Origin of the sequence: Pseudomonas sp. MWU16-30316, assembly GCF_020515645.1 — a bacterium.
Taxonomy (GTDB): domain Bacteria; phylum Pseudomonadota; class Gammaproteobacteria; order Pseudomonadales; family Pseudomonadaceae; genus Aquipseudomonas; species Aquipseudomonas cerasi.
In genome coordinates this window covers 420,691-446,780 of the sequence record NZ_JAIZAZ010000005.1, presented here as the reverse complement: position 1 = coordinate 446,780, position 26,090 = coordinate 420,691, and the positions used below count along the sequence as shown (strand labels likewise).

22 protein-coding genes, 1 pseudogene and 2 riboswitches are annotated in these 26,090 nt (G+C 60.2%); of the genes and pseudogenes, 9 read left to right on the top strand and 14 right to left on the bottom strand.

Annotation, left to right across the window (positions count from 1 at the left end):
* Positions 1–72 precede the first annotated feature (72 nt).
* Together LCH65_RS18705 and LCH65_RS18700 are read left to right on the top strand one after the other, a co-directional pair.
* Positions 73–1,434, top strand: coding sequence for an MATE family efflux transporter (locus LCH65_RS18705; protein WP_058417345.1), 1,362 nt, complete (start codon positions 73–75; stop codon positions 1,432–1,434).
* Between the two features lie 22 nt (positions 1,435–1,456).
* Entirely contained in the window at positions 1,457–2,107 is a 651-nt protein-coding gene (locus tag LCH65_RS18700; protein WP_004413838.1) for a TetR/AcrR family transcriptional regulator, read from the top strand.
* A gap of 16 nt (positions 2,108–2,123) precedes the next feature.
* Here the strand turns inward: LCH65_RS18700 and LCH65_RS18695 are convergent, their stop codons facing one another.
* On the bottom strand, positions 2,124–4,865 hold the full coding sequence (locus LCH65_RS18695; RefSeq protein WP_058417346.1) for a glycoside hydrolase family 3 C-terminal domain-containing protein: 2,742 nt from the start codon (positions 4,863–4,865) through the stop codon (positions 2,124–2,126).
* On the bottom strand, positions 4,862–5,104 hold the full coding sequence (locus LCH65_RS18690) for a hypothetical protein (RefSeq protein ID WP_044309348.1): 243 nt from the start codon (positions 5,102–5,104) through the stop codon (positions 4,862–4,864). Before LCH65_RS18690 ends, LCH65_RS18695 begins: the two co-directional genes overlap by 4 nt.
* A 591-nt stretch (positions 5,105–5,695) precedes the next feature.
* On the opposite strand from LCH65_RS18690, the pseudogene LCH65_RS26340 reads away from it, so the two are divergent.
* Positions 5,696–5,992 (top strand): annotated as a pseudogene (locus LCH65_RS26340) (hypothetical protein); the annotation flags it as partial.
* A gap of 37 nt (positions 5,993–6,029) precedes the next feature.
* Here LCH65_RS26340 and LCH65_RS18685 read toward each other — a convergent pair.
* The gene (locus tag LCH65_RS18685) at positions 6,030–6,908 is read right to left on the bottom strand and encodes a glycoside hydrolase family protein (RefSeq protein ID WP_058417347.1); all 879 of its coding nucleotides are present in this window, start codon (positions 6,906–6,908) and stop codon (positions 6,030–6,032) included.
* 130 nt (positions 6,909–7,038) lie between these two features.
* A complete protein-coding gene (locus LCH65_RS18680; protein WP_003411342.1) occupies positions 7,039–7,518 on the bottom strand; it encodes an LEA type 2 family protein in 480 nt (159 codons plus the stop codon).
* Positions 7,519–7,708: 190 nt separating this feature from the next.
* Here LCH65_RS18680 and LCH65_RS18675 point away from each other — a divergent pair, with 190 nt between their 5' ends.
* Both LCH65_RS18675 and LCH65_RS18670 read left to right on the top strand, forming a co-directional pair.
* On the top strand, positions 7,709–8,917 hold the full coding sequence (locus LCH65_RS18675) for an acetyl-CoA C-acyltransferase (protein ID WP_058417348.1): 1,209 nt from the start codon (positions 7,709–7,711) through the stop codon (positions 8,915–8,917).
* 89 nt (positions 8,918–9,006) lie between these two features.
* Positions 9,007–9,780, top strand: coding sequence for an enoyl-CoA hydratase (locus tag LCH65_RS18670; RefSeq protein ID WP_058417349.1), 774 nt, complete (start codon positions 9,007–9,009; stop codon positions 9,778–9,780).
* Here LCH65_RS18670 and tssI read toward each other — a convergent pair.
* A complete protein-coding gene (tssI, locus tag LCH65_RS18665) occupies positions 9,720–11,342 on the bottom strand; it encodes a type VI secretion system tip protein TssI/VgrG (RefSeq protein WP_046719292.1) in 1,623 nt (540 codons plus the stop codon). The genes LCH65_RS18670 and tssI overlap by 61 nt on opposite strands.
* A gap of 326 nt (positions 11,343–11,668) precedes the next feature.
* Here tssI and LCH65_RS18660 point away from each other — a divergent pair, with 326 nt between their 5' ends.
* A complete protein-coding gene (locus LCH65_RS18660; RefSeq protein WP_003364547.1) occupies positions 11,669–12,373 on the top strand; it encodes a YebC/PmpR family DNA-binding transcriptional regulator in 705 nt (234 codons plus the stop codon).
* Positions 12,374–12,393: 20 nt separating this feature from the next.
* Here the strand turns inward: LCH65_RS18660 and LCH65_RS18655 are convergent, their stop codons facing one another.
* Together LCH65_RS18655 and LCH65_RS18650 are read right to left on the bottom strand one after the other, a co-directional pair.
* Positions 12,394–13,698, bottom strand: coding sequence for a leucine-rich repeat-containing protein kinase family protein (locus LCH65_RS18655; RefSeq protein ID WP_046719293.1), 1,305 nt, complete (start codon positions 13,696–13,698; stop codon positions 12,394–12,396).
* Positions 13,699–13,776: 78 nt separating this feature from the next.
* Positions 13,777–14,322, bottom strand: coding sequence for a TetR/AcrR family transcriptional regulator (locus LCH65_RS18650; protein WP_046719294.1), 546 nt, complete (start codon positions 14,320–14,322; stop codon positions 13,777–13,779).
* 106 nt (positions 14,323–14,428) lie between these two features.
* Here LCH65_RS18650 and LCH65_RS18645 point away from each other — a divergent pair, with 106 nt between their 5' ends.
* Positions 14,429–15,658, top strand: a complete 1,230-nt coding sequence (locus LCH65_RS18645) for an MFS transporter (protein WP_058417350.1) — start codon at positions 14,429–14,431, stop codon at positions 15,656–15,658.
* Positions 15,659–15,694: 36 nt separating this feature from the next.
* On the opposite strand, the gene LCH65_RS18640 is transcribed toward LCH65_RS18645, so the two are convergent.
* The 3 genes from LCH65_RS18640 to LCH65_RS18630 all read right to left on the bottom strand — a co-directional run bounded on the left by LCH65_RS18640 (position 15,695) and on the right by LCH65_RS18630 (position 18,444).
* Complete coding sequence (locus LCH65_RS18640) at positions 15,695–16,831, bottom strand: M14-type cytosolic carboxypeptidase (protein WP_024662357.1); 1,137 nt, start codon at positions 16,829–16,831, stop codon at positions 15,695–15,697.
* A 101-nt stretch (positions 16,832–16,932) separates the two neighbouring features.
* Complete coding sequence (locus LCH65_RS18635) at positions 16,933–17,484, bottom strand: sigma-70 region 4 domain-containing protein (RefSeq protein WP_003350221.1); 552 nt, start codon at positions 17,482–17,484, stop codon at positions 16,933–16,935.
* Between the two features lie 492 nt (positions 17,485–17,976).
* The gene (locus tag LCH65_RS18630) at positions 17,977–18,444 is read right to left on the bottom strand and encodes an Lrp/AsnC family transcriptional regulator (protein ID WP_004413813.1); all 468 of its coding nucleotides are present in this window, start codon (positions 18,442–18,444) and stop codon (positions 17,977–17,979) included.
* A gap of 172 nt (positions 18,445–18,616) precedes the next feature.
* Between LCH65_RS18630 and LCH65_RS18625 the strand changes: the two genes are divergently transcribed.
* On the top strand, positions 18,617–22,099 hold the full coding sequence (locus LCH65_RS18625) for an indolepyruvate ferredoxin oxidoreductase family protein (protein WP_054081107.1): 3,483 nt from the start codon (positions 18,617–18,619) through the stop codon (positions 22,097–22,099).
* Between the two features lie 87 nt (positions 22,100–22,186).
* Here the strand turns inward: LCH65_RS18625 and cobM are convergent, their stop codons facing one another.
* From cobM to LCH65_RS18605, 4 genes are read right to left on the bottom strand one after another with little or no spacing between them, the layout of a single operon-like run.
* Entirely contained in the window at positions 22,187–22,936 is a 750-nt protein-coding gene (gene cobM / locus LCH65_RS18620; RefSeq protein WP_003364531.1) for a precorrin-4 C(11)-methyltransferase, read from the bottom strand.
* Between the two features lie 32 nt (positions 22,937–22,968).
* Positions 22,969–23,418 carry a cobalamin biosynthesis protein gene (locus LCH65_RS18615; protein ID WP_044309339.1) on the bottom strand — a complete coding sequence of 150 codons (450 nt, stop codon included), beginning with the start codon at positions 23,416–23,418 and terminating at the stop codon, positions 22,969–22,971.
* A complete protein-coding gene (locus LCH65_RS18610; RefSeq protein WP_046719297.1) occupies positions 23,396–24,118 on the bottom strand; it encodes a CbtA family protein in 723 nt (240 codons plus the stop codon). Before LCH65_RS18610 ends, LCH65_RS18615 begins: the two co-directional genes overlap by 23 nt.
* A gap of 10 nt (positions 24,119–24,128) precedes the next feature.
* The gene (locus tag LCH65_RS18605) at positions 24,129–24,311 is read right to left on the bottom strand and encodes a CbtB domain-containing protein (RefSeq protein WP_003342053.1); all 183 of its coding nucleotides are present in this window, start codon (positions 24,309–24,311) and stop codon (positions 24,129–24,131) included.
* 98 nt (positions 24,312–24,409) lie between these two features.
* A riboswitch (cobalamin riboswitch) is annotated at positions 24,410–24,625 on the bottom strand.
* A gap of 58 nt (positions 24,626–24,683) precedes the next feature.
* Positions 24,684–24,906: riboswitch (cobalamin riboswitch) on the top strand.
* 118 nt (positions 24,907–25,024) lie between these two features.
* Here LCH65_RS18605 and cobW point away from each other — a divergent pair.
* Complete coding sequence (cobW, locus tag LCH65_RS18600; RefSeq protein ID WP_011268157.1) at positions 25,025–26,089, top strand: cobalamin biosynthesis protein CobW; 1,065 nt, start codon at positions 25,025–25,027, stop codon at positions 26,087–26,089.
* The last annotated feature ends 1 nt before the right edge of the window (position 26,090 follow it).

The window sequence follows — 26,090 nt, the reverse complement described above, 5'->3', positions numbered from 1 at the left end:
ACGCTTCAGCGTGAGGGTGTCCTGGTGAGGGGGTCTTGCCTTCCTGACCCGTCAGGCCTTTTGAGAACATTGATGGCCCAAGCCAGTGCAAGATTTACCCAGGGCAGCGTAGCGCGCCATATCGTCGTTACCGCCAGTGCCAGTGCCTTGAGTCTGTTCGCCGTCTTTCTGGTCGACATTCTCACGCTGGTCTACGTATCGATGCTGCATGACCCCGCGCTTCTGGCGGCTGTCGGCATTGCCAAGGTCCTGATGTTTTTCAACGGCGCGCTGGCAACCGGCCTGATTATCGCCGGGGCCTCGGTGCTTGCTGCACGCATCGGCCATCGGGCAGCCAGATCGATACCCAGGCTCACCGCCAGCCTGATGCTCATGGTGATCATGGTCAGCGGTCTGGCCGCCGCCGCGCAATTGACGTTTATCGTGCCGATCATGCGATGGCTGGGTGCCGAGGCGGCCACTTACGAGGCAGCGCGCAGTTTTATCTGGCTGACTTTGCCTTTTACCGCGTTGCAGGCGGTGATGCAGATGTCGGCGCAAATGCTCAGAACCATTGGTGACAACCGTAGGGCCATGGGCGTCGTGCTGTCCGCTGCCGCCACACTGGCAGTGGCGGACCCGTTTTTCATTTTTGGGCTCGGCCTGGGGCTCGACGGTGCTGGTATCGCGTTTGCCGTGTCTGCAGCAGTTTCCGCGTCCATCGGTCTGTATTGGGTGCGCAGCCGAATAGGCATGGTGTTCACGCGTCATCTGAAACTGTTGCGCCTGCACGCGCGGCATACCTTCAGGCTGGCGCTCCCGGCGATGGCGGCAAATCTGGCGACGCCAGTCGGTTTGGCTTATCTTGTCGCCTCGCTTTCGGCATTCGGCACCTCGGCTCTGGCCGCGATGACCGTGCTGGATCGAGTCATACAGTTTTCGTACTGCGCTTTTTTTGCCTTGCCTGGCGCGCTGGCTCCGGTGCTGGGTCAGAACATTGGTGCGGGCCGCGATGATCGCGTGCGTTCCGCGGTCACTTTTACCCGGCGACTGGTGGTCTGCTACGGGCTGGCCGTGTGGCTGGTGCTGGTGCTTTGTGGAGGCATGATCGCCGACCTCTACCAACTGGGGGACGAAGCCCGCGCCGTGTTCATGGCCTTTTGTTTGTGGGGCGGCGGTCTCTGGGTTCTGATTGGTCTGGATTTTGTCGCCATCGCGGTATTCATCACCATGAACAGGTCGTGGTGGGTCGCGGTGTTTGCCTGGCTCAGGGCAACGGCGGGTACAGTGCCGTTCGTCTTCGCCGGGACCCACTGGTTCGGCAGCAGCGGCGCCTTGCCCGGCATGTTTACCGGCAATGCGCTCATCGCGCTGATCTCCATCACCACGGCGTCGCTGACGGCGAAACGGTTTTTTACCAGCAGGGCCCCGGTCATGAGCATCGGGGCACATTGAATCAAGGCGTTATCAGGTTTTTATGGTCATCGAAGAATCAGGGAATGAATCCGCAGAAACGGCTCCACCCAAGCGTCGCCGCGCACCCAAGGGAGACATGCGCCGAAAGGCCTTGCTGGACGCCGCTACTGTTGTTTTTGCCAGAGACGGCTATTCGAGTGCGTCGATGCGCGAGGTTGCACTGCTTGCCGGTATCACCACGGTCGGATTGCTTCACCATTTCCCCAACAAGGAAGCATTACTCGCGGCCTTGCTGGAGCGCAGGGACCAGCGGGTCACTTCGCGCTTTCAGGATCTGGTCACCGAGCCGACGCTCGAAGGGTTTCTGAAGTTTCTCAAGCTGAGCATGAGTTTCAGCATCGAGAATGCCGAGGAGTGTCAGGCAGCGTTGCTGATGAATACCGAGAGCCTGTCGAAGGCGCACCCGGCCTGGGCCTGGCACCTTGAACGATTCCAACTGACCCACGAACACGCACGCGGGCATTTGCAGGGGTTGATAGAGGCGGGGGAAGTGCGCAGCGATATCAATGTCAAAGCCCTGGCCCAGGAGATCTTCTCGGTCATGGACGGCTTGCAGATTCAGTGGCTGCGAAGCCCTCAGGACGTGGATGTCATGGCGGTTTTCGATATCTACGTGCAGCGATTGGGAAGGGATATCAAGGCTCATCCATGAGCCTTGAAGGGGTACATCAGTAGGTCTGTGCCGCGCTGACCTGGACTGCCTTGCGCAGTGGCAATGGCAGCGGGTTGCTGTCACGCGTGGTCAGTTTTTCCGGGTACAGGGTGATCAGCGTCCTGTTGAGTGTGAGGTTCTCCGAATCCGCACCGACGAGGATCTTGAACTTCCCGGCATCGACGTCCCAGCTTGCAGTCTTGTCGACGTAGTAAGCCAGGGAGCGCGAGTCTATCGGTACGCTGACGGTCTTGCTCTCGCCCGGCTGCAGGTACACCTTGGTGAAGCCCTTGAGCTCTTTCTCCGGACGGTCCACAGCAGGTTTGACCGGCTGCACATACAACTGCGCCACCTCGAAGCCTGCCTTGTCGCCGGTGTTGGTCACCGTGAATTTTACGTCGATCGTCGAGCCTGGCGTCAGCACGTTGGTCGACAGTTTCAGGTCGCTGTAGCTGAACGTGGTGTAGGACAGGCCATAACCGAACGGATAAAGCGGCTTGGCGTGTTTCTTGTCATACCCGCGATAACCCATGTACAGGCCTTCGCTGTAGGTCATCTCGGTCAGCGGGTTGCTGCCGCGATAGGCCGCCGGATCCGGATAGGAGGCATAGCTCGGGTTATCCTCGATCTTTTTGTCGATCGTGACCGGCAACTTGCCCGACGGGTTGACCTTGCCGTAGAGAATCTCGGCCAGTGCCTGACCGCCTTGCTGACCCGGGAACCACGCTTGCAGCGTGGCGCCGACCTTGTTCGCCCATGGCTGCATGTTGGCCACGCCACCGCCGTGCATGACGACGATGGTGTTGGGGTTGGCCTTGGCGACGAAGCTGATCAGTTCAGCCTGTTGGTCCGGCAGATCGAAGCCATGGTCGGAACCTTCACCTTCGTTTTCAGACGTAGTCCCGGTCGCAACCACCACCGCATCGTATTTCGACAGGTCCTTTGGCGGACGCAACGCAGCCCAGCTCATCTGCACGCCTGTCAGGCCGCCCAGTACCGGAATGAAATTACCCTGCACGCGCTGGTATTCCAGTTTCACGGTGTAGGTCTTGCCGGCCGACAATGCTGCAGTTTTCCCCGACGTTGTCAGCGCATTCACCACATCGCCCGAGTAAGGCACACCGTCGCTCTGCACGATGAGCTCATCGTTGACCCAGAGTTTGTATGGGCCGTCCGCACGCACCTTGAACGCCTGGGCGCCCGAGATGGTGGGCTTGATGGTGGTGGTGAAACGTGCCGAGAAGGCGCCGGGTGTCGGGCTGAAGCCAGACACCGCAGTGCTGCCTGTGTTGGTCACGTTGCTGCCGGTGGTCCAGTTCAGGTTCACGCCGGGTTCGACACGCGTCAGCACCGGGTCACCGGAAAAGCTGGTGTTGGAGAAGTATTCGGCTTTTACCCCGGCGTTGCTGATCCCGTTATCGCCGGTTGCTGGCTGATACCACACCGAACTCGCCGGATTCAGGCTCATCTCTGACAGATACGTGACATCGCTGCTGCTGGATGCCAGTTGCTGCAAACCGCTCAGCTCGGTCACGTAGCTGTTGGGCGGGGAATTGGCGGTGCCGAAAGGCGACGCCGGTACGTCGTGCGCCCAGTTGCCGATCACGGCGATTTTTGCCGAACGGTCCAGCGGCAGCAGTGGTTTGCCGGCAGCGGTGTTCTCGTTGCGCAGCAACACGATGGATTCGCGCGCGGTATTCAGCGCGGCACGCATGCCGTATTCCGGATGCTCGAGTGTCTTGGCGGTGTTGAGGTTGTTCTGGAGGTCGTAGCTGACGATGCCGCGCAGGTTGCGTTTGACCTTGTCGTCGATCACGTTCTGGGTCAGTTGCCCGCTCCACAGGTAGGGCAGGAGTTTGGCTTCGGTAAACTGCAGGCCGGAGGGCATGTCGATGTCCGTACCGGCCCACGCGCCCTTGAAGGCATCATGAATGGCGTTGAAGTCACTGATGACCATACCCTGATAGCCCCATTCGCCCTTGAGCACTTCGGTGATCAGGTGATGGTTTTCACAGGCGTAGTCGCCGTTGATCTTGTTGAAGCCACACATGATCGAGGCGACATTGGCGTTCTTCACCATCGACTCGAAGCCTGGCAGGTACAGTTCGCGCAGGGTGCGCTCATCGACCTTGACGTCGACCGCCTGACGATTGGCTTCCTGTTCGTTGGCCAGGTAGTGCTTGCCGCTGGCCTGGATACCCTGAGCCTGAATGCCGTTGACGATAGCGGGTGCCAGCACGGCGCCGAGGAACGGGTCTTCACCGCTGACGTATTCTGCCGAGCGGCCGTTGTAGGGTGTCCGGTACAGGTTCACGCCTGGCGAGAGCATCTGCTGACCGCCGGAAATGCGCGTTTCATAAGCGATGGCCAGACCGAACTCCTTGGCCCGGTTGATGCTCCAGGTCGCTGCCAGCGCAGACTGCGAAGGGTATTGCGCGCCGAACGTGGCGTTGTTGACGTGTACCCCCATGGACGAGTCATACGCCACGGTGCCCTTGATGCCCCACTTGAGCAGGGACGGGATCATGTGGCCGTCGTCGACGCGGGTGAAGTTGATTTTTTCCGACTGGTTCATGTTGTCGAGAATCGAGCTGACGCGCGCTTCGACTTCGTTGCCGGTCGCCGGGGTCACGGCGGCGAGTGCCAGGTTGGCCTGCATGACGCTGAACGTCAGCAGACTCAGGCCCAGGGTCTGTTTGAAAGCTGACAAGGCAAGTGTCCTTCCGGTCGATGTGATCGGTTGATTGAGGTTGTTCATGGTCGTTGTGCCTGGGCAGGGGCGTCGTCGGTGTCCACCGGCGTTTCGAGCAGGGACGACGAACTCTGTTGTTGAGCCGGTTTGATCTTGTCGGCGCCTGATAACTGGTCGCGCTTGGCTTCCACCTGCGTCCGGATCTGTTGATCGGACCCGGTGGCAGGTGTGCTGGAAGTTGAGTCCGCGGCGAAAGTTAAGGCACTTTGCGCGCACAGAAGTACTGCACTGAAAACAGACAGCATTGATCTAGTCATCGATTGAATCTCGATTGATGGTTTGCAGGATAAAAACGGACGGCTGTTGTAATCGCCTATTGCTCGGCTGAACACTCAGTCCAGCGAGAGCGAAAAAAGTTCACCGGTCGCTAAAGTATGAGTAATGAAGATTTTAATAAATGATGTCATGTGGCTATCATCTGATTTTTCCAGATGAAGGCAGAGAATTTAAGCGCATTTTTAAGCATAAATTAGATAAAATAGCTATTTTAAAGCTATAAAAATCCAAAATAACGGAGAAAAATAGGGGTTTATTGTTTTTTGATAAACCTAATTGTCGTTAGGTTTAGAGGGCTGGTAAGCTTTGCATCCTCGCGGTTCGTGCGCGCTTTAAAAAGCCTGTTACGAGAGATAAAAGTATTGGGATGCGCCAGTTATTTAATTAACCTGTAAAGGAATTGTTCAGGGATTACCGTGCGCGACTGATAATCGGCGTCATTAATTTTATTCGTGGCCATTTAAAAAATGGACGTGCAAGTGTGCATTGTCGATTGACCGAAGCTGTGTGTCGACGCAGAAAAACGACAGGCATATTCAGTCGGTCGCGCGTCAGGTTTCATTAAGTTAAAGGCAACAGTGGTGAGTGACGAAAAACAACGGCTGGACCTTGCAGTGCTGCACATCGTCAGTCGCCTGTGCTTCAGCAAACCGCAAAAACTGACATTCGGTCAGATCTACAGGGAGCTGGTGCGCGCGTATTCAAGCGCTCCGGCAATCCACGTCTGTGTGGCAACCGTCGACACGCTGGTCGGGGAAGGGCTGCTGATCTCGACAAGAGTCCTGGAGCCCGATCAATCATTTCCCTATACCCAGCACATCATCAGCGGTCTGACCGAGATCGGCGCGGCCTCGCTGAGAGGCTGCAAAGACGCGTTGGCCGAGCAGCGGGAGGTTACTCGCTGTGTGGCAGCGAGAGGTAATACTGGCCCAGTTCGGTCAGCTTGCCCTCAGCGTCCAGCAAGCTGGAAAAGTGCGGGTCAGGGTTCATCCGGCCCGTGAACCAAGCGTATCTGAACACGTCCTGGCGCTGCTCGAGAGTGGCGACCATTTCCGCCATCTGCTGCTTCTGCTTGTCGACTGAATCAATCTGCGCACCGTCATCCAGGGCGTGCCAATTGGCGAACTCGGTGATCCAAAAGGGTTTTCCGTACTTCGACAGCCGATCGAGCATTCCCGGCAAGCCATAGTCGTACCAGTGAAAAGCCAGGTAATCGATGCGCGGGTCCCGATTCTGATTCATCGATCGATAGGCTGTGTAAAAGGCATCGAGCCACACCACCGGGTCGCCGTAGCCCGGCATGGTTCCCCAGTTCATCGCTGGCCCCACCAGTTTTACGCCGGTCTGGGCGGCGATCTGTTCCAGCCTCGGCCAGAAGCTGGCTGCCGCTTCGGGCGTCATGTTGGCCTGGTCGAGCAGATTCGGCTCATTGATCACCAGCAAATAGCGGATGGCTGAATGAGCCAGCAGGTATTGCTTCAACTGCCCGTCGTCAACGTTGCCGTTCCATACCATCGGGATGAAATCCACGCCGTACATCGATGCATAATCGTACGACGCCAGACGGTCATGGGGTCTGGGGCTCCAATTGTACCACCAGCTCACGCCCGAAGATAACGCACTCAGGTCGGCGGGCAGGGCGATGTCGTAGGCAATGCCGCGCTTGGCGCTTTTTTCTGCAGCCCATGTCGGTGCCATGCACAGGCTGAACATCAGCGTCACAAGGGCCAGAAAGGTCGGGAAAAAACGTGCTGACGGATTCTGCGGGGTCATTGGCAAATCTTCCTTGAGGGTGGGGAGGCGCAGGGCATGCGCTGCAGTCAGCGAGCAGAAAGCATGCCACCTGTATCGTCCCGTTTACCCTGCCAGAACCCGGACAGGCAGTGCCACCCATAATCACTTGTTACCAGGGATCTCCCTCGGCCTGGCGCAAATCCAGCGTGCCGCTGTCACTGAAGCGCATCGTGCCGAACAGGCCGCCAGCCAGTTTGCCGCGAAGCGTATAGGGCAGATTGTCCAGACGCTGGCTCTGACTGAGCCCCAGTGCCTGGCGCAAGGCAGCGAATGCCGACACGCTGACCGGCACCACCAGCACCGCCTCGGAGAAGCGTCCTACAGTGCCTTTCTGGTTGCTGACCCCGGAGGCCAATAGTCTGTCGTTCACGTCGAGGTCCAACGCGACGCCGTTGTAGTTGATCTCGGTTTCGTTTGGGTTCTGCACCCGCAACGTGACCGCCATGCGCAGTTCCAGACCCTGGCCGGGGATGGGTTCGATACCCACGACGCTGATTGTCAGCGGGTCTCGATGGGGAATCAGCGCACAGGCGCTCAAGCCGAGGATAAGCAGCCCGGAGAGCAGGGCGCGGATCAGGCGTAGCGACATTCGTGTGCTCCAGCGTCAGGTTCAGTGATCTTCAGACCTCGCCAGTGGTGAGAGATTCGTCGCGTCGGGCACGATGCCGGGATAGCGGCTAATCTGCCTGCCTCAACCATTGCGTCTGCACGGCAGCAGGTTGATGATTCCCGCGTACCTATAGAAAACCGTACCTATAAAAACAAGACTGGAGATAGCCATGTCCATCGAAAGGACACCCCCTCATCAAGACCCCGTGGTCATTGTCAGTGCCCTGCGCACGCCCATGGGTGGTTTTCAGGGCGACCTGCAGAGCCTCAGCGCCACCGCGCTGGGATCTATCGCCATCCGTGCCGCTGTAGAACGCGCAGGCATCGAGCCTGCAGACGTGGAGCACGTGCTGTTTGGTTGTGTATTGCCGGCAGGCCTCGGCCAGGCACCCGCTCGACAGGCGGCGCTGGGTGCCGGGCTGAGCCATGCGACGCTGTGCAGCACGGTCAACAAAATGTGCGGTTCCGGCATGCAGGCCGCAATCATGGCCCATGACCTGTTGCTGGCAGACAGGACTGCGGTGGTGGTGGCTGGCGGCATGGAGAGCATGTCCAATGCGCCTTACCTGTTGGACCGCGCGCGCAGCGGTTATCGCATGGGGCATGGCAAAGTGCTCGATCACATGTTTCTCGACGGCCTTGAGGATGCCTATGAGCCAGGTCGGCTGATGGGCACCTTCGCTGAGGACTGCGCGCGGCTCAACGGTTTCACTCGCGAGGCGCAGGATGCCTTTGCGCTGGCGTCACTGGCTCGCGCGCAACAGGCCATTGCCGGAGGCCATTTCGACGCCGAGATCGTGCCGGTGCAGGTCACCGTAGGCAAAGAGTCGAAGCAAATCACCCACGACGAGCAGCCGCCCAAGGCGCGTCCGGACAAGGTTCCCACACTCAAACCCGCGTTTCGCGAGGGCGGCACGGTCACCGCAGCCAACTCCAGCTCTATCTCCGATGGCGCGGCAGCGCTGCTGTTGATGCGCCAGTCCGAGGCTAGGCGGCGTGGCCTGCGGCCTCTGGCGGTGTTTCATGCGCACGCGGCGTTTGCCGACCAGCCGGGCCTGTTTCCAACGGCGCCGATAGGGGCCATTCAGCGCCTTCTGGGCAAGACGGGCTGGAGCCTGGACGACGTGGACCTGTTCGAGATCAATGAGGCGTTCGCCGTCGTGCCGCTGGTGGCGATGCGCGAGCTGGGGCTTGAGCACGAAAAGGTCAACGTCAATGGCGGTGCCTGCGCGCTGGGCCATCCGATCGGTGCCTCGGGTGCGCGTATCATCGTGACGCTGCTGGCAGCGTTGCAGCGTCGACAGCTCAAGCGCGGCATTGCGGCGATCTGCATCGGCGGCGGCGAGGCTACTGCAATCGCTGTCGAGATTTTGAATTAGCCTTACTAATCAATAACTTGATCTAATAATCGAATGTTGATTCTATAAAAAATATTAATTGCCTAATTAAATAAAAAGGATATTTATCAATGCTTTACGAGACTATTCTCATGGAGGTTATAGATAAAGTAGGTCTGATCAAGCTGAACCGGCCCCAAGCGTTGAACGCCCTGAATGCGCGCCTGATCAACGAATTGAACCATGCCCTCGACCAGTTCGATGCGGACAGCGCGATCGGCTGCATCGTACTGACCGGCTCGGAAAAAGCTTTCGCCGCCGGTGCGGACATCAAGGAAATGGTCGACCTGTCCTACCCGCAGATCTATCTCGATGACCTGTTTCGTGAAAGCGACCGGGTCGCCGCGCGACGCAAACCCGTGGTGGCTGCGGTGGCCGGTTTTGCCTTGGGGGGCGGCTGTGAGCTGGCATTGATGTGCGATTTCATTCTGGCTGCCGAAAACGCCAGGTTCGGACAGCCCGAGATCAATCTCGGCGTGTTGCCCGGCATGGGCGGTACGCAGCGACTGACTCGCGCGGTCGGCAAGGCCAAGGCCATGGAAATGTGCCTGACCGGCCGATTGATCGATGCTCAAGAGGCCGAGCGCGCCGGTCTGGTGGCCCGCGTGCTGCCGCTCGATCAGTTGCTGCCGGAAGCGCTGGCAGTGGCAGCGGTGATCGCCAGTAAATCCCTGCCAGTGGCGATGATGGTCAAGGAGAGCGTCAATCGCGCATTCGAGGTCAGCCTGGCCGAAGGTATTCGCTTCGAGCGCCGGGTTTTTCACGCCGCCTTCGCCAGCCAGGATCAGAAAGAGGGCATGCGCGCCTTTATCGACAAACGCCAGCCCGACTTCAAGGACTGCTGATCTTCATGGCCCACGATCAGGATACGTTGCGCGTCGACCTGCAGCGCCGCGGTTTGCCCGCGTACCAGCAATCCGTCGTGGGCATTGACGTGCAAGTGCCGACCGCTCGCCACTCGAATACAGCCAGCCGGCTGTGCGGTCATCCCGTCCAGCTCATGACCCGGTGACAGTACTGCGCAAATCACCGGCCGTTCGGGATGATTGTCGAGGTAGCGCACCAACACACGTGCGCCCGGCGGTAGCCGATGAACCTCCGCGCAAGCGACCTCGGCCAACGGCCAGCGCTGTGCGGGTTCGTCTTCCAGATCCTGTACGTGCCAGTCGAAGCGGATTGAGCGATATCCGGGTGGGTCCGGCTGCATGCCGTTGCGCTGTAATGTGGCGAAATGCTCACCGGTGACCGCAGGTCGAGGGTGGCTGATCGAGGGGCGAAACGGCGTCGCCCAGGGTATTACCCTGAAACTGTTGCAGTAGCCGTTGCCTTGCAGCTGTTCAGCCTCGGGTGACGAACGTTGCGCTTCCACGAGGATGCGCAGGATTGCCAGCGCATCATGAGCGGCGACACCCTTCAGCACCTGTAACTGCCTGCCAGCGTGAGCGACTTCGGTCACTAGCCATTGGTCGTTGAGCAATGGCTCTGGGTGATCGAGCACCTGAATGACTTCACCACACTGTAAGGCGGTGTCGGTGCTTTGGCCTCTGACATCGCGCCGCTCGCAACGCAGGCGCTCCAGCCTGCGACTGCCACGCTGCCGACTCAGTGCCTCCTGGTGACTGATTGCTCCACGAACGCCTGGCGGTTGAAAGGCATGATTGGCCGCTATCGTCAGAGGATGTTCATCGTGCAGCGATGAGGGTGCATGCGCAGGTTGCGGGTGCTCGGCGACTTGTTTTGAAACGTGCGCAAACGCCAGTCGCTCGGCCAGGTGCAACAGCGTATCTCGTAACGCGCCTGACGCTTGCGGTCGCTTGAAGCGCACCGGCAATGGCTGCGCCGGAAAGCTGGCTGGGTCGTCCGAGAACACCAGCCGGTGGCCGCTCCGTCGATGCTCGAAACGGAAATGCATGCCTTCTTCCTCACACAGGCGCTGCAACAGGTGCAGATCGCTTTCGTCGTACTGGATGTGCAACGGTTTGGCAGGATAAAGGCCGTTCATGTGCTCGAAGCGGTAAGCGTTTGCTCCGATGCCGTGCGCTTCAAGCAATCGCATGATCAGTTGAGGGATCGCAAGGTCCTGATAGGTGCGGCGATGTCGATGCTGCGCCAGTTGTTGCAGATCAGGCATCAGGATCAGATGGTAAAGGCTCATTCGAGCCCCCCTGTGGAGCCGGGCCGCATGCTCGATACGGCCATGCCTGCCGCCGCCGGATTCGCCGAAGCTTAAAAACGCTTCGCGTTGCAGCAGGCTGTGCACATCCCACTGCGGGTCGCTGCCGATCATCCAGATGTCGAAGCGATACGTTTCGTTGAGGGCTTCATGGCCGGCGAAGCTGATGATATGCAGATCCGGCTGGCAGTCGGTGATCGCCAGCATGAAGGGCACTTGCAGGTCCTTGCGCATCCGCGGGGCTCTCTAGCTTCAAAAACGGGGCCGCGAAGGTTACGGAATACGGGGTTACAAAAGCATTGCTGCAAGGTTTTTCGGAAAGAGCCTACAAGCGTTGATGGAAAGACGATGAGTGCCGTTGGCCGGATTGATAGTCATCTTGGCCAGTTCGTCAGGCCAATCTGCCTGTCGGGGGTTTCATCTGCCGTGATCGCGTATAAAATGCGCCGCGCCGGACAGGGTATTTGCCGGTGACCCTTTTTCAGCGCCTTGCCTGCGCCGCGTTCTGTGAGTCATGCAGACGCAGGCGGCGAGGCGCCTAGCGAATCAAGAGAGCAGACATGGGCGCACAGTGGAAGGTCAAGCATAAAGAAGCGGCAGCCAATGCCAAGGGACGTACGTTTGGCAAGCTGTCCAAGGAAATCATGATCGCGGCTCGTGCTGGTGCAGACCCGGACATGAACTCGCGTCTGCGGCTGGTGGTCGAGCAGGCCAAAAAGGCCTCGATGCCGCGCGAGACTCTGGAACGCGCCATCAAGAAAGGCGCCGGCCTGCTGGGCGAAAGCGTCAACTTCGAGCGTCTGACCTATGAAGGTTTTGCGCCACACCGCGTGCCGGTGATCGTCGAGTGCCTGACCGACAACATCAACCGGACGGTCTCGGAAATTCGCGTGCTGTTCCGCAAGGGCCAGCTGGGTGCTGCGGGTTCGGTTTCGTGGGACTTTTTGTATCAGGGCATGATCGAGGCTGTTCCTGCAGCAGCGGATGCCGACCCGGAGCTGGCGGCAATCGAGGCCGGTGCCCAGGATTTCGAGCCAGGTGAAGAAGGCGCGACGCTGTTCCTCACCGAGTCCACCGACATGGACGCAGTCTGCAAGGCGCTTCCGGAATTCGGTTTCACCGTCCAGTCCGCGCAACTGGGCTACCGCCCGAAAAGCACCGTGGACGGCCTGACCGATGAGCAGATGGCCGAAGTCGAAGCGTTTCTCGAAGCCATCGACAACCATGATGACGTGCAGAACGTTTACGTGGGTCTGGCAGGCTGATCACTGCGCAATGGAGCGCTTTACGCGCTCCATGTTTTTATCTGTAGAAGAATCTCTGCCAGCGACGGTCGTTGCTGGCAATCAGGCTGCACGCAGCTTGCCTGCAGCGCCGTTAGACCCGCCATGACGTCCTGATCCTGCGGATCTGCCTCGCAACGTTCGAGCAATTCCCCCAGCAAGATACCGAATGCCCGCGTTTCGATGCGCTCCAGCGCCTCTCCCAGCCCGGCTGACGGGTGAAAGGACGCCGCACCGAAGTCGCTCAGCAGGCAATTGCCATCCTCCTGCACAAGAATGTTGTGGCCATACAGGTCGCCATGCGTGATACCGCGGGCGTGCAGGTGCGCGGTAACCGATGCAATGCCTTCAGCGAGGCGCAGCAGCACGGGCAGGGAAAAGCGCGTGTCACTGGCGTAGACATCGCGGCTACAGGATTCCAGGCTCGGCGGGCCGGCAAGATTGCCGAAGTCGGGGGCTATCAGCGCCATGACCAGGCCGCGCTGATGCTCGGGATGCCCGCTGATCTGTCCAAGCACCTCGATCAGCTGTGCGTGGCGGCCTGCGGCGATGCAGGCGGCCATTTCATTGAGCGGCGAGCCATCGCTGGTGACCGCGCCCTTGTACAGCTTGACCGCTGCCATGTGCTCATCGCCGGCGTCTTGCCAGACCGCCTGCTGAATGATCCCCGACGCACCTTCGCCCAAGCGTTGATGGAGGCTGAGGTGTTGCCAGGGGATTTCACGAATCGGCGCGGTGGGGCGTTCAGCGCACAGCGGGTTGTCGGCGAAGGCGAGCCATGCCAGGGCAGGCAGGCTCAGCAGCCAGTCCGGCAGCTCGGTCAGACGATTGGCCGCAATGCGGATCAGCTCCAGCTTGTGACACTGCGCGAGGGTCGCGGGCAGGGTGCGCAAGCGGTTGCCGGCGAGCATCAGCTTTTGCAGGTCCGGGCGGCGGCCCAGTTCGTCGGGCAGCGACTCGATGCGGTTGTCGGTGAGGATCAGCCAGCGCAGGCGCGGCGGCAGTGCTGCGGCGCTGACCTGTTCTATGCGATTGGCCTTGAGGCCGACAATCTGCAACTGTTGGCATTGGCCAATGCTTTCCGGCAGGTGCGTAAAGGCGTTATCTGACGCGAACAGCACGCGCAGGCGGGTCAGGCGACACAGGTCGTCAGGCAGTGAGGTCAGCCTGTTGCCACTGAGATTCAAGACTTCCAGCGTGTCGGCCAGGCCAAAGATTTCAACCGGGAATTCGCTCAGGTCACAGGAGAGGTCAAGCCGTTGGGTGCCTGCCAGCTTGCCGGCGCGTAGATCTGCGAGGGTGTGCATGAATAGGTTCGGTCATTGATGTCGGACGAGGCGCGCATGATAACGGGAGTTGCGCCCGCTGACTCCCTGCAAAGCGGCTCAGCTCAGGCAGCGGTCGACCCATTGACGCACGCGTTCGGGCGTCGGCGCCGATTCGGCATACAGAATCCGGTAAATCATCGGCGCGATGACGGCATCAATAATGTCGTCGGCACTGGGGGAAACCTCGCCGCGAGCGATGGCGCGATCGATCATGACCTGCAGCTGCTCGCGAACCATTGCCGCACACTTGCCGACACAGCCGGAGGTACTGGCGGCGACATCGCGCATCAATGCCCGGCCAGGTGCCGAGGACATTTCGTCCAGATACATTTCACTCCAGGTCAGCAGGTCCTGATGCAGACTGCCCTGATCGATCGGTACGTCAGGGCGCAGACGCTCCAGGGCAGCGTCCGCCAGCAACGTGGTCAGATCACCCCAGCGGCGATAAATGGTCGACGGCGTAACGCCTGCGCGGGTCGCGATCATCGGCACGCTGAGTGCCGACCGATCGTGCTCCTGCAACAAATCGCGGACGGCGCGGTGGATGGATTCCTGCACACGGGCACTGCGGCCTCCGGTGCGAACTGCTTCTTTAATAGCCATACGGCGGACCTTAACACAAAGTATTTGCTTTAAGCGCTATCACGTCGCACACTCCGCAAAAGCTAATTTATGGCTTTAACAGGTTGCATTGGCGGAGAGCGTATCCATGTCCCTTTCTTCACACGATTCGACGTCGCCAGACGTGAAGTCTGACGGTCGGGCACGAAACCATCTCGGGTTTCTGGCGTTTACCACGTTATGCTTTTTTGCCGCGTCCAGCACGCCCACGCCGCTTTATCACCTTTATCAGGAAGCATGGGGATTCTCGGCGGGCGTGCTTACCCTGATTTTTGCAGTCTATGCATTCAGCCTGCTGGCTGCCTTGTTGATGGGCGGGTCGCTGTCTGACTATTTGGGGCGGCGCCCGGTGATTTTCGGCGCCTTGCTGCTGCAAAGCGTCTCGATGCTGCTGTTCATTCTGGCCAGTGACGTCAACTGGCTGGTGGCTGCGCGCCTGCTGCAGGGTTTTGCAACAGGTCTGGCTGCCAGCGCACTGGGCGCAGCCTTGCTGGACAATGATTCGGTCAAGGGGCCGTTGATCAACAGCATTTCGCCGATGCTCGGCATGGCCGTTGGCGCTCTGGGGACGGCACTGCTGGCGCAGTTCGCGCCGTTGCCGTTGATGCTCGGTTACTGCTTGCTGCTGGCCGCATTTCTGAGTCAGGCCCTGTACCTGGGACGCGTCGAAGAAACCGTCAGTCCTCAGCCCGGTGTCTGGCAATCCCTCAAGCCCTCGCTGCATGTACCGCAGCAGGCACGGCGCATGCTGTGGCTGGTTCTGCCGGTGGACATCGCCGCGTGGGCGCTGGGTGGCTTCTTTCTGTCGTTGAGCCCGTCCTTGCTGGTAGCGGCGACCGGCTCCACCTCACCGCTCAATGGCGGCCTGGCGGTTGCGGCGCTGACCCTCAGCGGCGCGGCGGCGATTCTGACGTTGCGTCAGCGCGAGCCGGTACTCGGCTTGTGGGTAGGTGCGAGCTTTCTGCCGCTGGGTGTCGCGGTGATCCTGCTTTCGATCAACCTGGGTTTGCTGTGGCTGTTTTTCGTCGGCGCAGTGGTCGCAGGTGTGGGTTTCGGGTCGAGCTTTCTGGGCGCGCTGCGCATGCTCATGCCCTTGGCGCATGCCCACGAGCGGGGCGGGCTGATGTCTGCTTTTCTGGTGCTCAGCTACCTGGCCTTCTGCATACCGGCACTGGTCGCCGGCTTCTTTGCCCACTCGGCGGGGCTGGTGATGACCAGCAATGTCTACGGGGCAGTGGTGATCACGCTGGCGCTGATCGCGCTGGCCAGTCTGATCGTACGCCGTGCCGCCAGCGCAAACAAAAATGCCCGCGCATAGGTGGGCATTTCGGTTTGCCTGAAGGCAGGACAGCCCTTAACGCAGCTCTTTTACCATCTCGGACAACACGGTCAGTATATCCCCGGCCAGTTGCGCGGAGCGCTTGCCTGACCAGCCGGTGACCGGGTCTGGCGCGTTGTCGTGATCCTTGAACGGCATTTCCAGGGTCAGTGACAGGCACTTGTAGCGTTCGCCCACAGCATTGGCGGCCAGGTTCATGTTGGCCTGACCGGGCGCGCTGCGTGGATAGCCATGAGTCGTCTGGAAGTTGTCGCTGACCTCGCACAGGCGGCTGCGAAATCGCTCTTCAAGCTGGCGTTGCTGTGCGCTATACCCCGGATTACCTTCGCAGGCGGCAGTGAATACGTAGGGGATTTCCTCGTCGCCGTGCACGTCGAGGAACATGTCCACGCCGTACTTTTCCATCTGCTGCCTGATGAAAGACACTTCCGGACTCAGCGCTTCGGTACTGTCCTGCCAGGCACGATTAAGGTCCTTGCCGTTGGCGTTGGTGCGCAAGTGGCCATGAAAGGCACCGTCCGGGTTGACGTTCGGTACCAGGTAAAGATCCGCTTCTGCCAGCAATTGCTGCAGCGCGGCGTCATCCTTTTGCTGGAGGCGTTCGATTACGCCCTCCATGAACCATTCGGCCATGTGTTCGCCAGGGTGCTGCTGAGCAATCATCCAGATCCTGCGTTTGCCTTCGGCACCGTTGCCTTTGCGCAGCAGTTGAATATCCCGACCCTCGACGCTTTTGCCGACAGCCAGCAACTGCGCACCGGCTTTTTCCTGCGCCTGTTCGATCAGCCACTCATGGCGTTCGCGGCTGTAGGGTTCGAAGTACGCAAACCAGACTTGCGGCTGGTCCGGGGCCAGGCTGAAATTCAGCGCCTTGCCGTCGAAATCCGACGCTACCCGAAACCAGTTCTCATGGTCGTAGGACGCCACGGCGTTGTAGCCGGTCCAGGCACTGTTGAACGTGGATTCGCTGGCATTGGTCAGGCTGAAGCCATAGGTCTGGCCGACGTTCAGGCCTTCTGCCTTGAAATGAAACCACTGGAAATGCGCGCTTTGCGTGTCGGGCCGAATCGCCAGCCTGATATGCGCCGGGTCGCTTGCGTCGAGAACCTGAATGTTGCCGCTGTCGAAATCTGAACCAATAGTGAGAGTCAAGATAGGTGCCTGCTTGCGTAGATGCCTTTTCAGGCCACTACTGTACACCGATCAACATCGCGCCCTGCGACGTAAACTTCACTGCAACGGTCATCTGCGCCTCAGGATATGGCCTCGGCGGTGACCATCAGGCTGCAGATGAAGGCGGTCAGCAGGCACCAGATCAGATACACACTGCGCTTGCGCCGATGCCAGCCGGATGCGCCGAGCAGCGAGGCGGGCGCCTGCAACTGACGCCACAGTCGCTCGCTGTTCTGGAAGGCCGAAAGGTGCGCGGCGTCGGCGTCCAGCCAGTGGCGAAATTCGATGCGTTCGCTGGCGGTTGCCGCTGGGCTCTGCAGGTGCACATACCAGCGACTGGCCTGATTCTGAATGGCAGCCTGAATGGCAGCGCTTGGGGTGTCTGCCGCGCCAGGTACGTGGGCCTTGCCCAGCGCACGAAGCATCGCACGCTCTACCCGGGCGATATCGACGTTCATGAAGCGCGCGATGTCGGGATAGGCCAGTCCGTCGAGTCGGCTGAGCAGGAATATCTGCCGGGTCCGGCGCGAGAGCTTGCCCAGTCGGTGACCGAGTTCAATGGCCTGCAGCGTGGGTTGCGGCTCGGGCACGCGGACAGGGAGGTGCAGTAGAGACGAGAGCTGATTACTCATGATGTATAGCTCGCTGATCGTCCATGGGAGTCTTCCTTGTGATGTCGGGTAGCGTCCGTGACAAGAATAGACTAGTGAATACGAGAATCATTCTCAAGTGAAAAGTCGCAGCAATTACTTTTTATCTGCCGCATCGTGGCGTTTTTGCCCTAAAAGCATGGCCTTGATCGAGTGGCCTTTGCTATGATCCGCGTCATTGCAACACACCGCGCAACACCCAGACTTCATTAGCCTGAAGCAGCGAAACCATAAAGAAAGAACCAAAAAAAGACCCGGCAAAAAGCCGGGTCAAAAACCGTGATTAGCCTGATGAGGAGATAATCAGGAAGCCGACCTAAGACTTCCCGGTTATCCAGCGAGTCTCGCGACCCGCTGATGCAATAATAATCATTATCATTTGCAAGTCAAATGTTTTTATTGCCCTCATTGATACCGATAATCCGCCAGCGCTCGCTCGGCGGATTTTCTTTTCTGGCTTCTCCCCGATATCGCCTAGTCCAGCGGCAGCTCCGTGGTGCGCTTCACCGTGCTCATGGCGATGTTTGAATGGGCTTCGTGGACGTGGGGCAATTGCAGCAAATGATCGCGCAGAAAGCGCTCGTAGCTGGCGATGTCCTGAGCGACCACCTTGAGCATGAAATCCATCCCCCCGGCCATCGTGTAGCACTCCAGCACCTCGGGGTGGCCGATGATCGCCTCCTCGAACTCCGCCAGATAGCGACGGCCATGGCCTGACAGCTTGACCTCGACGAACACCGTCATGCTCAGTCCCAGCTTCTGGGTGCTGAGCAGGGCGACCGTGCGTTCGATCACCCCGTCTTCCTGAAGGCGGTGAATGCGTCTCCAGCAGGGCGATTGCGACAGCTCGACGCGTTCGGCGATTTCCGCTGCCGACAGGCTGGCGTCATGTTGCAGCAGACGAAGAATCCTGCGATCGATAGGGCTCAATTTTGGCTGCATGAATTGACCTTGTTTTTTGTTCTGGCCGAAAAAAGCATGCTGAATATCAGCAGATTTGCGCGCATTTAGAAAGAAAAAGCCTCTTTGCTGCTGGCAGTCTAGTTGCAAGGCTGCCGGGCAGGACCGTCCCGGTGCAAATGACCTGACTTATAAGAACAAGAGAGGTATGCGCATGTCCCTGGCTGATATTCGTCTGGATGATAAATACCGGCTTGCCACCGGCAATCTGTACCTGACCGGCACACAGGCCCTGACCCGCCTGCCGATGCTGCAAAAGCAGCGCGATGAGGCGCAGGGCCTGAACACTGCCGGGTTCATCTCTGGCTACCGCGGTTCGCCGCTGGGTAATCTGGACAAGAGCCTTTGGGACGCCAAGGACTACCTGCAACAAAACGCCATCCATTTTCAGCCGGGCATCAACGAAGAACTGGCCGCCACGGCGGTCTGGGGCAGTCAACAGGTCAACCTGTTCCCGCATGGCAAGTACGATGGCGTGTTCGCCCTCTGGTACGGCAAGGGGCCGGGCGTAGATCGTTGCGGTGATGTGTTCAAGCACGGCAACTCGGCCGGTGTTGCGGCCAATGGCGGCGTGCTGATCCTGGCGGGCGACGACCACGGCTGCAAATCATCGACCATCGCTCACCAGAGCGAGCATGCGTTCATCGCCTCGATGATCCCCGTGCTCAACCCCAGTAATGTCCAGGAGATTCTCGACTACGGCATCATTGGCTGGGAGCTGTCGCGCTACAGCGGTTGCTGGGTGGCGATGAAGACCATTGCCGAGAACGTCGACTCTTCCGCGGTGGTCGAGGTCGATCCATTGCGGATCAAAACCCGTATCCCTGAAGACTTCGACATACCCGAAGGCGGTTTGCACATCCGCTGGCCGGACCCGCCGCTGGCTCAGGAGGCCCGACTCAATACCTACAAGATCTACGCCGCCAGGGCCTTCGCGCGCGCCAACCAGTTGAACAAGGTGGTGATCGATTCTGCGCAACCCCGGCTGGGGATCATCACCACCGGCAAGTCCTATCTGGACGTGCGGCAGGCCCTCGAAGAGCTGGGTATCGATCAGGAGCTGTGCGAGAAGGTCGGGATTCGCGTGCTCAAGGTCGGCATGAGCTGGCCGCTGGAACCGGTGTCGGTGCACGATTTTGCCGAAGGGCTGGACGAAATTCTGGTGGTCGAGGAAAAACGCAGTGTCATTGAAGACCAGCTGACCGGTCAGCTCTACAACTGGCCTGTTGAACGGCGGCCAGTGGTGGTCGGCGAGTTCGATGAGCAGGGCCGTTCACTGCTGCCGAACCTCAGTGAGCTGACCCCGGCGATGATTGCCAGGGTGATCGCCAAACGCCTCGCGCCGTTCTATAGCAGCCCGCAGATCGACGCGCGCCTGCAGTTTCTCAGCGACAAGGAGCAAGCGTTGCAGGCACCGCTGTTCACTACCCAGCGCACCCCGCATTTCTGCTCCGGCTGCCCGCATAACACCTCGACACGGGTTCCGGAGGGCAGTCGCGCCCTGGCCGGGATCGGCTGCCATTACATGACCATCTGGATGGATCGCGAAACCGATACGTTCACCCAGATGGGCGGCGAGGGCGTGACCTGGATCGGTCAGGCACCGTTCACCGAAACTCCGCACGTTTTCCAGAACCTGGGCGACGGTACCTATTTTCACTCGGGGCACCTGGCGCTGCGTGCGGCAGTGGCCTCCAAGGTCAACATTACTTACAAGATTCTCTACAACGATGCGGTGGCCATGACCGGTGGCCAGCCGATCGACGGCGTGCTGCGCGTCGATCAACTGAGCCGTCAGGTGTTCAACGAAGGCGTGCTGCGCATCGCGCTGGTTTCCGACGAGCCGGACAAGTACCCGAGTCGTGAGGACTTCGCGCCGATTACCACCTTTCATCACCGGCGCGACCTGGACAGCGTGCAGCGCGAGTTACGCGAGTTCAAAGGCGTGTCGGTCATCATCTACGACCAGACCTGCGCCACCGAAAAGCGCCGCCGTCGCAAACGCGGCACCATGCCTGACCTGGAAAAGCGCGCGTTGATCAACCCGGCGGTGTGCGAAGGCTGCGGCGATTGTGGGGTGAAATCCGGATGCCTGTCTGTGCTGCCCAAGGAAACGGCACAGGGGCGCAAGCGCGAAATCGATCAGAGCGCCTGCAATAAGGATTTCAGTTGCGTCGAGGGTTTCTGCCCAAGCTTCGTTACGGTGCATGGCGGCAAACTGCGCAAACCTGTGTTGCCCAAGCAGGTCGAGGCGTTCGCGCGTCTGCCAGAACCGGCACTGCCGTCGCTCGACAGGCCGTTCAATATTCTCCTGCCGGGTGTCGGCGGCACAGGGGTGACCACCGTCGGCGCGATGCTGGGCTATGCCGCGAATCTGGAAGGCAAGGGCTGCAGCGTGCTTGATCAGGCCGGTCTGGCACAGAAATTCGGTCCGGTGGTCAGCCATATCCGCATTGCCGCGCGCCAGGAGGATCTGTTCGCCGTGCGTATCGCCGCCGGTGAAGCGCACCTGCTGCTCGGCTGTGACTTGCTGGTGGCTGCCGGCCCGGATGCGATCGCCAAGCTCGACAGCAAGATTTCCCATGCGGTGGTCAACAGCCAGCAAACACCGACCGCCGAGTTCACGCGCAATCCGGATGCCGTGTTCCCGGCCGAGGCCATGAAGCAGACCATCATCGAGGCGGTCGGCGCGGCGAAGACCCACTTTGTCGAAGCCACCTCGCTGGCCACCCGATTGATGGGCGACAGCATCGCCAGCAACCTGTTCATGCTCGGCTATGCGTTCCAGCTGGGCCTGATTCCATTGACCTCGGCGGCCATCGAGAAGGCCATCGAACTCAACGGCGTTGCGGTCAACCTGAATCAGCAGGCGTTTCTCTGGGGCCGTCGTACCGCGCATGATCCCGCCGCCGTGGAGGCCTTCGTCAATCCGCAAGACAAGGTCAGCGAGCCGCAACCGATGGACCTTGATCAGCGTATCCAGAGCAACGTCGATGCCTTGAAGCAGTATCAGAACGCGGCTTACGCCAAGCGCTATCTGGCGTTGGTGCAACGCGTACGCGACAGCGAATCGCGGGCGTTCCCCGGTCAGCAGCCGACGCTGACCGAGGCTGTGGCGTTCAATTACTTCAAATTGCTGGCGTACAAGGACGAATACGAAGTGGCGCGGCTGTACAGCAACGGCGAGTTTGCCCGCCAGTTGCAGGCGCAGTTCGAAGGTGACTATCGACTGGAGTTTCATCTGGCACCGTCGTGGCTGGCCAAGCGCGACCCGCACACGGGCCTGCCACGCAAACGCAGCTTTGGCCCGTGGATGCTGCGCGCTTTCGATGTGCTGGCGGCGTTCAAATTTCTCCGTGGTACGGCGCTCGATCCGTTCGGTCGCAGCCTTGAGCGTCAGCAGGAGAGGGCGCTGATTGATCGCTATGTCAGCGATGTCGAACTGATCCTGCAGCACCTTCAGGCGCAGAATCGCCACACCGCCTTGAGTCTGGCACGCCTGCCGGAACGCATTCGCGGCTATGGCTACATCAAGGAAAGCGCCATGAAAGCAGCTGCCGTGCAGGCCGATATTCTGCGCAAGAGCCTGGAAAGCGGCGAAGTGGCCGCGCCGAAGCTGTATGAGGCGGCTGCCTGAGGAGGGCAATACCAATCAGCGTGCCAGCTCAGCGTTGGCACGCTTTTCATTACGCAATGCGATCGTCGTGCCGCGTAGAGGTACTGACTACACCGGCCTGAACAGGTGGGCATGCCCGGCGCGGTACAGCGAGGACTCGCTAAAGGTGTCATCGGCAAGCACACGTCCGACCAGAATCAGCGCTGTACGGCGAAAGCCCTTGGCCTGTACCTTTTCCTGAATATCCGCCAGCGTGCCAACGGCCCAGTCCTGATCCGGCCAGCTGGCGCGGTGCACCACGGCAATCGGGCAGTCGGCGCCGTAATGTGGCACGAGCTCTTCGACGATCCGCTGCAGGTTGTTCACCCCCAGATGAATCGCCATCGTTGCCCGATGGCTGGCCAGACTGGCCAGTTCCTCGCCGCTGGGCATTGAGGTCTTGTCGGCATAGCGGGTCAGAATCACGCTTTGCGAAACGTCCGGCAGGGTCAGCTCGACGCCCAGCAATGCAGCGCAGGCAGCGGTCGCGGTCACTCCCGGAATGATTTCGAACGGAATGCCCAGTTCGCGCAGATGGCGGATCTGCTCGCCGATAGCGCCATACAGGCTCGGGTCTCCGGAGTGCACGCGTGCGACATCCTGGCCCTGTGCGTGTGCGCGCTTGATCAGCTCGATGATCTGCTCCAGATGCAGCTCGGCGCTGTTGGTCACCTGCACGGCCTGATGACCTTCCAGCACAGCGAGGGGGACCAGCGAGCCTGCGTAGATAATGACCGGGCAGTTGCGAATCAGGCGTTGTCCCTTGACGGTGATCAGCTCCGGATCGCCAGGGCCTGCGCCGATGAAATAGACAGTCAATGAATTCTCCGGGGTGAATGAGCGCGGGGAGATTATCCGCTGTGCGCAGGGCTGATTGCCAAGGCAAATGTGGCCTGCGCGCTTTTCTGTCGTTCTATCAGCAGCGTGGCCGTACCGTCTCCCAGTTGCGCCGCCAGTGCCAGGGCCGAGCCTTCGGCGACGCCATGACAGCCAGTGCTCTGGAAGACCTGCGCAGAGCGGTGCGTGAGGTGCAGTTCCCACGCTACCAGTTGCGCGGCGTTGAAGCATACCAGTGGCACTGCCAGTTGCCCGGCCAGCTCAAGCAGACCGGGCTCGGTTTGTTTCAGGTCGATGGACGCCAGCGCGGTCACCCGGGCAATGTCCAGCTCAAGTGCCTGCAGGCTTTGCTCAAGCAGATCGCGCAACAGCGCAGCCGAGCAGCCGCGCCGACAGCCCAGCCCGGCGACCAGAGGTGCGCCGGGTTGAAGGGTAACTGGATCAGGCCTGATGCAGGTCGACATGGTCGGCGTGCACATCGTTTTTGCGGAACAGCCAGGCACTGATCAATCCCAGAGCGACCCAGAACAGCGCGTTGGTCAGCAGCGAGGCCATCATGAACTGCGATTCCAGAGCCTCGGGAGCCAGGCTTTCATGGACCAGCGGCTGTGGCGCGCCAAGCACATGCGGGACCAGCAGAATCGCCACACCCAGTGCTTTGAGCAGCCAGTTCTGGCCGAACACCAGCAAGGCCAGCCCGACGGCAGTCGACGCAGCAGCGCCGAGCCACCATAGCTGACGCTGACTCAACTCGGCGGCGGCCGTGCCTGGCAGTTCGGGTGGCAGGCCAAGGGTCGGGGCCAGCACGAACACGGCAAAACCGGCCAGCCCCCACCATGCGCCTTGCACGGTGCGACCCGGTGCCCGCAGGGTGTAAAGCCCGGCAAGCATCAGCGCAAAGCCCACCGCGACCACCAGGTTGCCGCCGGTGGTGGACAGCACACGCTGCCAACCGTTTTCGGGCTCCCAGGCCGCTTCTTCATGGGCATGGCTGTGTTCGGCCAACGCGCCGTCCGTGTGCTGATGCAGTTGCTCGGCAGGCGCGTTTTCGTAGGTCTCGGCCTGCTGGATCAGCGGCACCACCCACAGGCTTTGCAGCAGGGTCAGCAGCAGGGCGGCGAGCAGGCCGGTGAAACCTGCGGTGTAGGCGATTCGCTTGAACATTGTGTAGCCCTCAATGGCAAGGAAAGGCAGCGCTGTGACGGGTGTCGTGTGCCGCGTTGTGCACGGCCGCGATGTGCGAGAAACCGGCGAAGTACACCAGGCAGGCGCCGAGAAGCGCAGCGCTGATGGCGGCTGTCAGGCGTTGAGTGCGTGTGGAGCTGGGCGCGGCGGCGTGGCTGCTGATGGTCGACATGGCGTTCCCTCTTGTTGGTAATCGGCAAGTGGGCCACGCGCAAAAGAACCTGCCGGCAGATACCGGAGGTTTCAACTGCGCCCGCCCACCGCGGGTTTGTCATTGCAAGCATATCGGGCCGGTCTCCGGGCTCGCGAGGGGCCAGGACGTCAGTGCGTCAAAGCCTGCAAGGTCACCTTCCCATGCCAGCGGCACAGTGGATCAGACCTACTCTCGCTTACCGTTGCGGGGGCAGCACCGGACTTGCTCGACAACGCGAGCGCACCGGTTTCCCGTTTCACCCCGTGAGGGGCACCCGAAACAAGGCGCACAGGAGAGCATGGGCGGCGGGGCAGCGTCAATCTGAACGATTGACCTGTCTGCAGTCACTGCGTAGCCTTGCTGACTCGAGGTTCTCCCCGGGTAAAACATCACCCAGTGGAGCTAAGACGGGAATGCGGTACAAGCCGCAGCTGCCCCCGCAACTGTAAACGGTCATGTTCATTGCACAGCCACTGCTGCGGCGGGAAGGCGCGATGAATGCGTGTCGGCGTTTCTCACTGCCTGCCGCACGCCGCCGTGAGCCAGGAGACCTGCCTCGAACGGGCCACACATGCTGCGGCCCTGGAGAATTCTCACTACAACCGGGCGGGGTGATCCGGTGGCGATCCGATCTGCGTGTCATGCATGCGGTTCTCGTCCTGTTTGCCCGCCGCATTGCCAAAGGGCACCTGATGAAAACACTGGCCAAGCTTCCCGTCACCATCGTCACCGGCTTCCTCGGCTCGGGCAAGACCACCCTGTTGCGGCACATGCTCGACAACGCCGAAGGGCGGCGCATTGCGGTCATCGTCAATGAGTTCGGCGAGCTGGGCATCGACGGAGAAATCCTCAAGCAGTGCACGATCGGCTGCACCGAAGAAGAAGCCAACGGCCGGGTGTACGAACTGGCCAACGGCTGCCTGTGCTGCACCGTGCAGGAAGAGTTCTTCCCGGTCATGCGCGAACTGGTCGCGCGCCGTGGTGATCTGGACCATATCCTGATCGAAACCTCGGGGCTGGCGCTGCCCAAGCCGCTGGTCCAGGCTTTTCAATGGCCGGAAATCCGCAACGCCTGCACGGTCGATGCGGTGATTACGGTGGTCGACAGCCCGGCGGTACTGGCTGGTACTTTCGCTGCCTTCCCTGATCAGGTCGATGCGCAGCGCAAACTTGATCCCAACCTGGACCACGAGTCGCCCCTGCACGAACTGTTTGCCGATCAACTGGCCAGCGCTGATCTGGTGATCCTCAACAAGGCCGACATGATCGACGCCGAAGGTCTGGCGACGGTGCGTGCCGAAGTTGCCGAAGAGTTGCCGCCTGCGGTCAAGGTGATCGAAGCCAGCAGTGGTCGCCTGCCGATCAGCGTGTTGCTGGGTGTCGGTGCCGAGTCGGAACTGCATATCGATGCGCGCAAGACCCACCATGATCACCACGACGATGACGATCATGATGACCACGATCACGACGCGTTCGATTCGATATCCCTGAAACTGCCGCAAGCTGACGAGAAAGTCCTGCTCGATGCACTGAATCAGTTGGTGGTGCAGCACGGCATTCTTCGTGTGAAGGGCTTCGCGGCCATTCCCGGCAAGCCGATGCGCCTGCTGATTCAAGGTGTCGGGACGCGTTTCGACAAGCACTTCGACCGCGCCTGGCGTGCCGATGAAGAGCGTGCCACACACTTGGTGCTGATTGGTCAGGAGCTGGATGCCGCAGCCCTGCAAGCGCAACTCAACGCTGCGATTGCCGGCTGAC

What these genes read in the sequence shown, in the direction of transcription:
- tssI (WP_046719292.1), bottom strand. Translation starts at nt 11,342, where the DNA reads ATGCGCAAGGACCTGCAAGTGCCCTTCATGCTGGCGATCACCGACTGC.
- LCH65_RS18610 (WP_046719297.1), bottom strand. Translation starts at nt 24,118, where the DNA reads ATGTTCAAGCGAATCGCCTACACCGCAGGTTTCACCGGCCTGCTCGCC.
- LCH65_RS18615 (WP_044309339.1), bottom strand. Translation starts at nt 23,418, where the DNA reads ATGTCGACCTGCATCAGGCCTGATCCAGTTACCCTTCAACCCGGCGCA.
- LCH65_RS18675 (WP_058417348.1), top strand. Translation starts at nt 7,709, where the DNA reads ATGTCCATCGAAAGGACACCCCCTCATCAAGACCCCGTGGTCATTGTC.
- LCH65_RS18650 (WP_046719294.1), bottom strand. Translation starts at nt 14,322, where the DNA reads ATGGCTATTAAAGAAGCAGTTCGCACCGGAGGCCGCAGTGCCCGTGTG.
- LCH65_RS18625 (WP_054081107.1), top strand. Translation starts at nt 18,617, where the DNA reads ATGTCCCTGGCTGATATTCGTCTGGATGATAAATACCGGCTTGCCACC.
- LCH65_RS18700 (WP_004413838.1), top strand. Translation starts at nt 1,457, where the DNA reads ATGGTCATCGAAGAATCAGGGAATGAATCCGCAGAAACGGCTCCACCC.
- LCH65_RS18605 (WP_003342053.1), bottom strand. Translation starts at nt 24,311, where the DNA reads ATGTCGACCATCAGCAGCCACGCCGCCGCGCCCAGCTCCACACGCACT.
- LCH65_RS18690 (WP_044309348.1), bottom strand. Translation starts at nt 5,104, where the DNA reads ATGCTGTCTGTTTTCAGTGCAGTACTTCTGTGCGCGCAAAGTGCCTTA.
- LCH65_RS18635 (WP_003350221.1), bottom strand. Translation starts at nt 17,484, where the DNA reads ATGAGTAATCAGCTCTCGTCTCTACTGCACCTCCCTGTCCGCGTGCCC.
- LCH65_RS18670 (WP_058417349.1), top strand. Translation starts at nt 9,007, where the DNA reads ATGCTTTACGAGACTATTCTCATGGAGGTTATAGATAAAGTAGGTCTG.
- LCH65_RS18695 (WP_058417346.1), bottom strand. Translation starts at nt 4,865, where the DNA reads ATGAACAACCTCAATCAACCGATCACATCGACCGGAAGGACACTTGCC.
- LCH65_RS18705 (WP_058417345.1), top strand. Translation starts at nt 73, where the DNA reads ATGGCCCAAGCCAGTGCAAGATTTACCCAGGGCAGCGTAGCGCGCCAT.
- LCH65_RS18630 (WP_004413813.1), bottom strand. Translation starts at nt 18,444, where the DNA reads ATGCAGCCAAAATTGAGCCCTATCGATCGCAGGATTCTTCGTCTGCTG.
- LCH65_RS18645 (WP_058417350.1), top strand. Translation starts at nt 14,429, where the DNA reads ATGTCCCTTTCTTCACACGATTCGACGTCGCCAGACGTGAAGTCTGAC.
- cobW (WP_011268157.1), top strand. Translation starts at nt 25,025, where the DNA reads ATGAAAACACTGGCCAAGCTTCCCGTCACCATCGTCACCGGCTTCCTC.
- LCH65_RS18660 (WP_003364547.1), top strand. Translation starts at nt 11,669, where the DNA reads ATGGGCGCACAGTGGAAGGTCAAGCATAAAGAAGCGGCAGCCAATGCC.
- LCH65_RS18685 (WP_058417347.1), bottom strand. Translation starts at nt 6,908, where the DNA reads ATGACCCCGCAGAATCCGTCAGCACGTTTTTTCCCGACCTTTCTGGCC.
- LCH65_RS18680 (WP_003411342.1), bottom strand. Translation starts at nt 7,518, where the DNA reads ATGTCGCTACGCCTGATCCGCGCCCTGCTCTCCGGGCTGCTTATCCTC.
- LCH65_RS18655 (WP_046719293.1), bottom strand. Translation starts at nt 13,698, where the DNA reads ATGCACACCCTCGCAGATCTACGCGCCGGCAAGCTGGCAGGCACCCAA.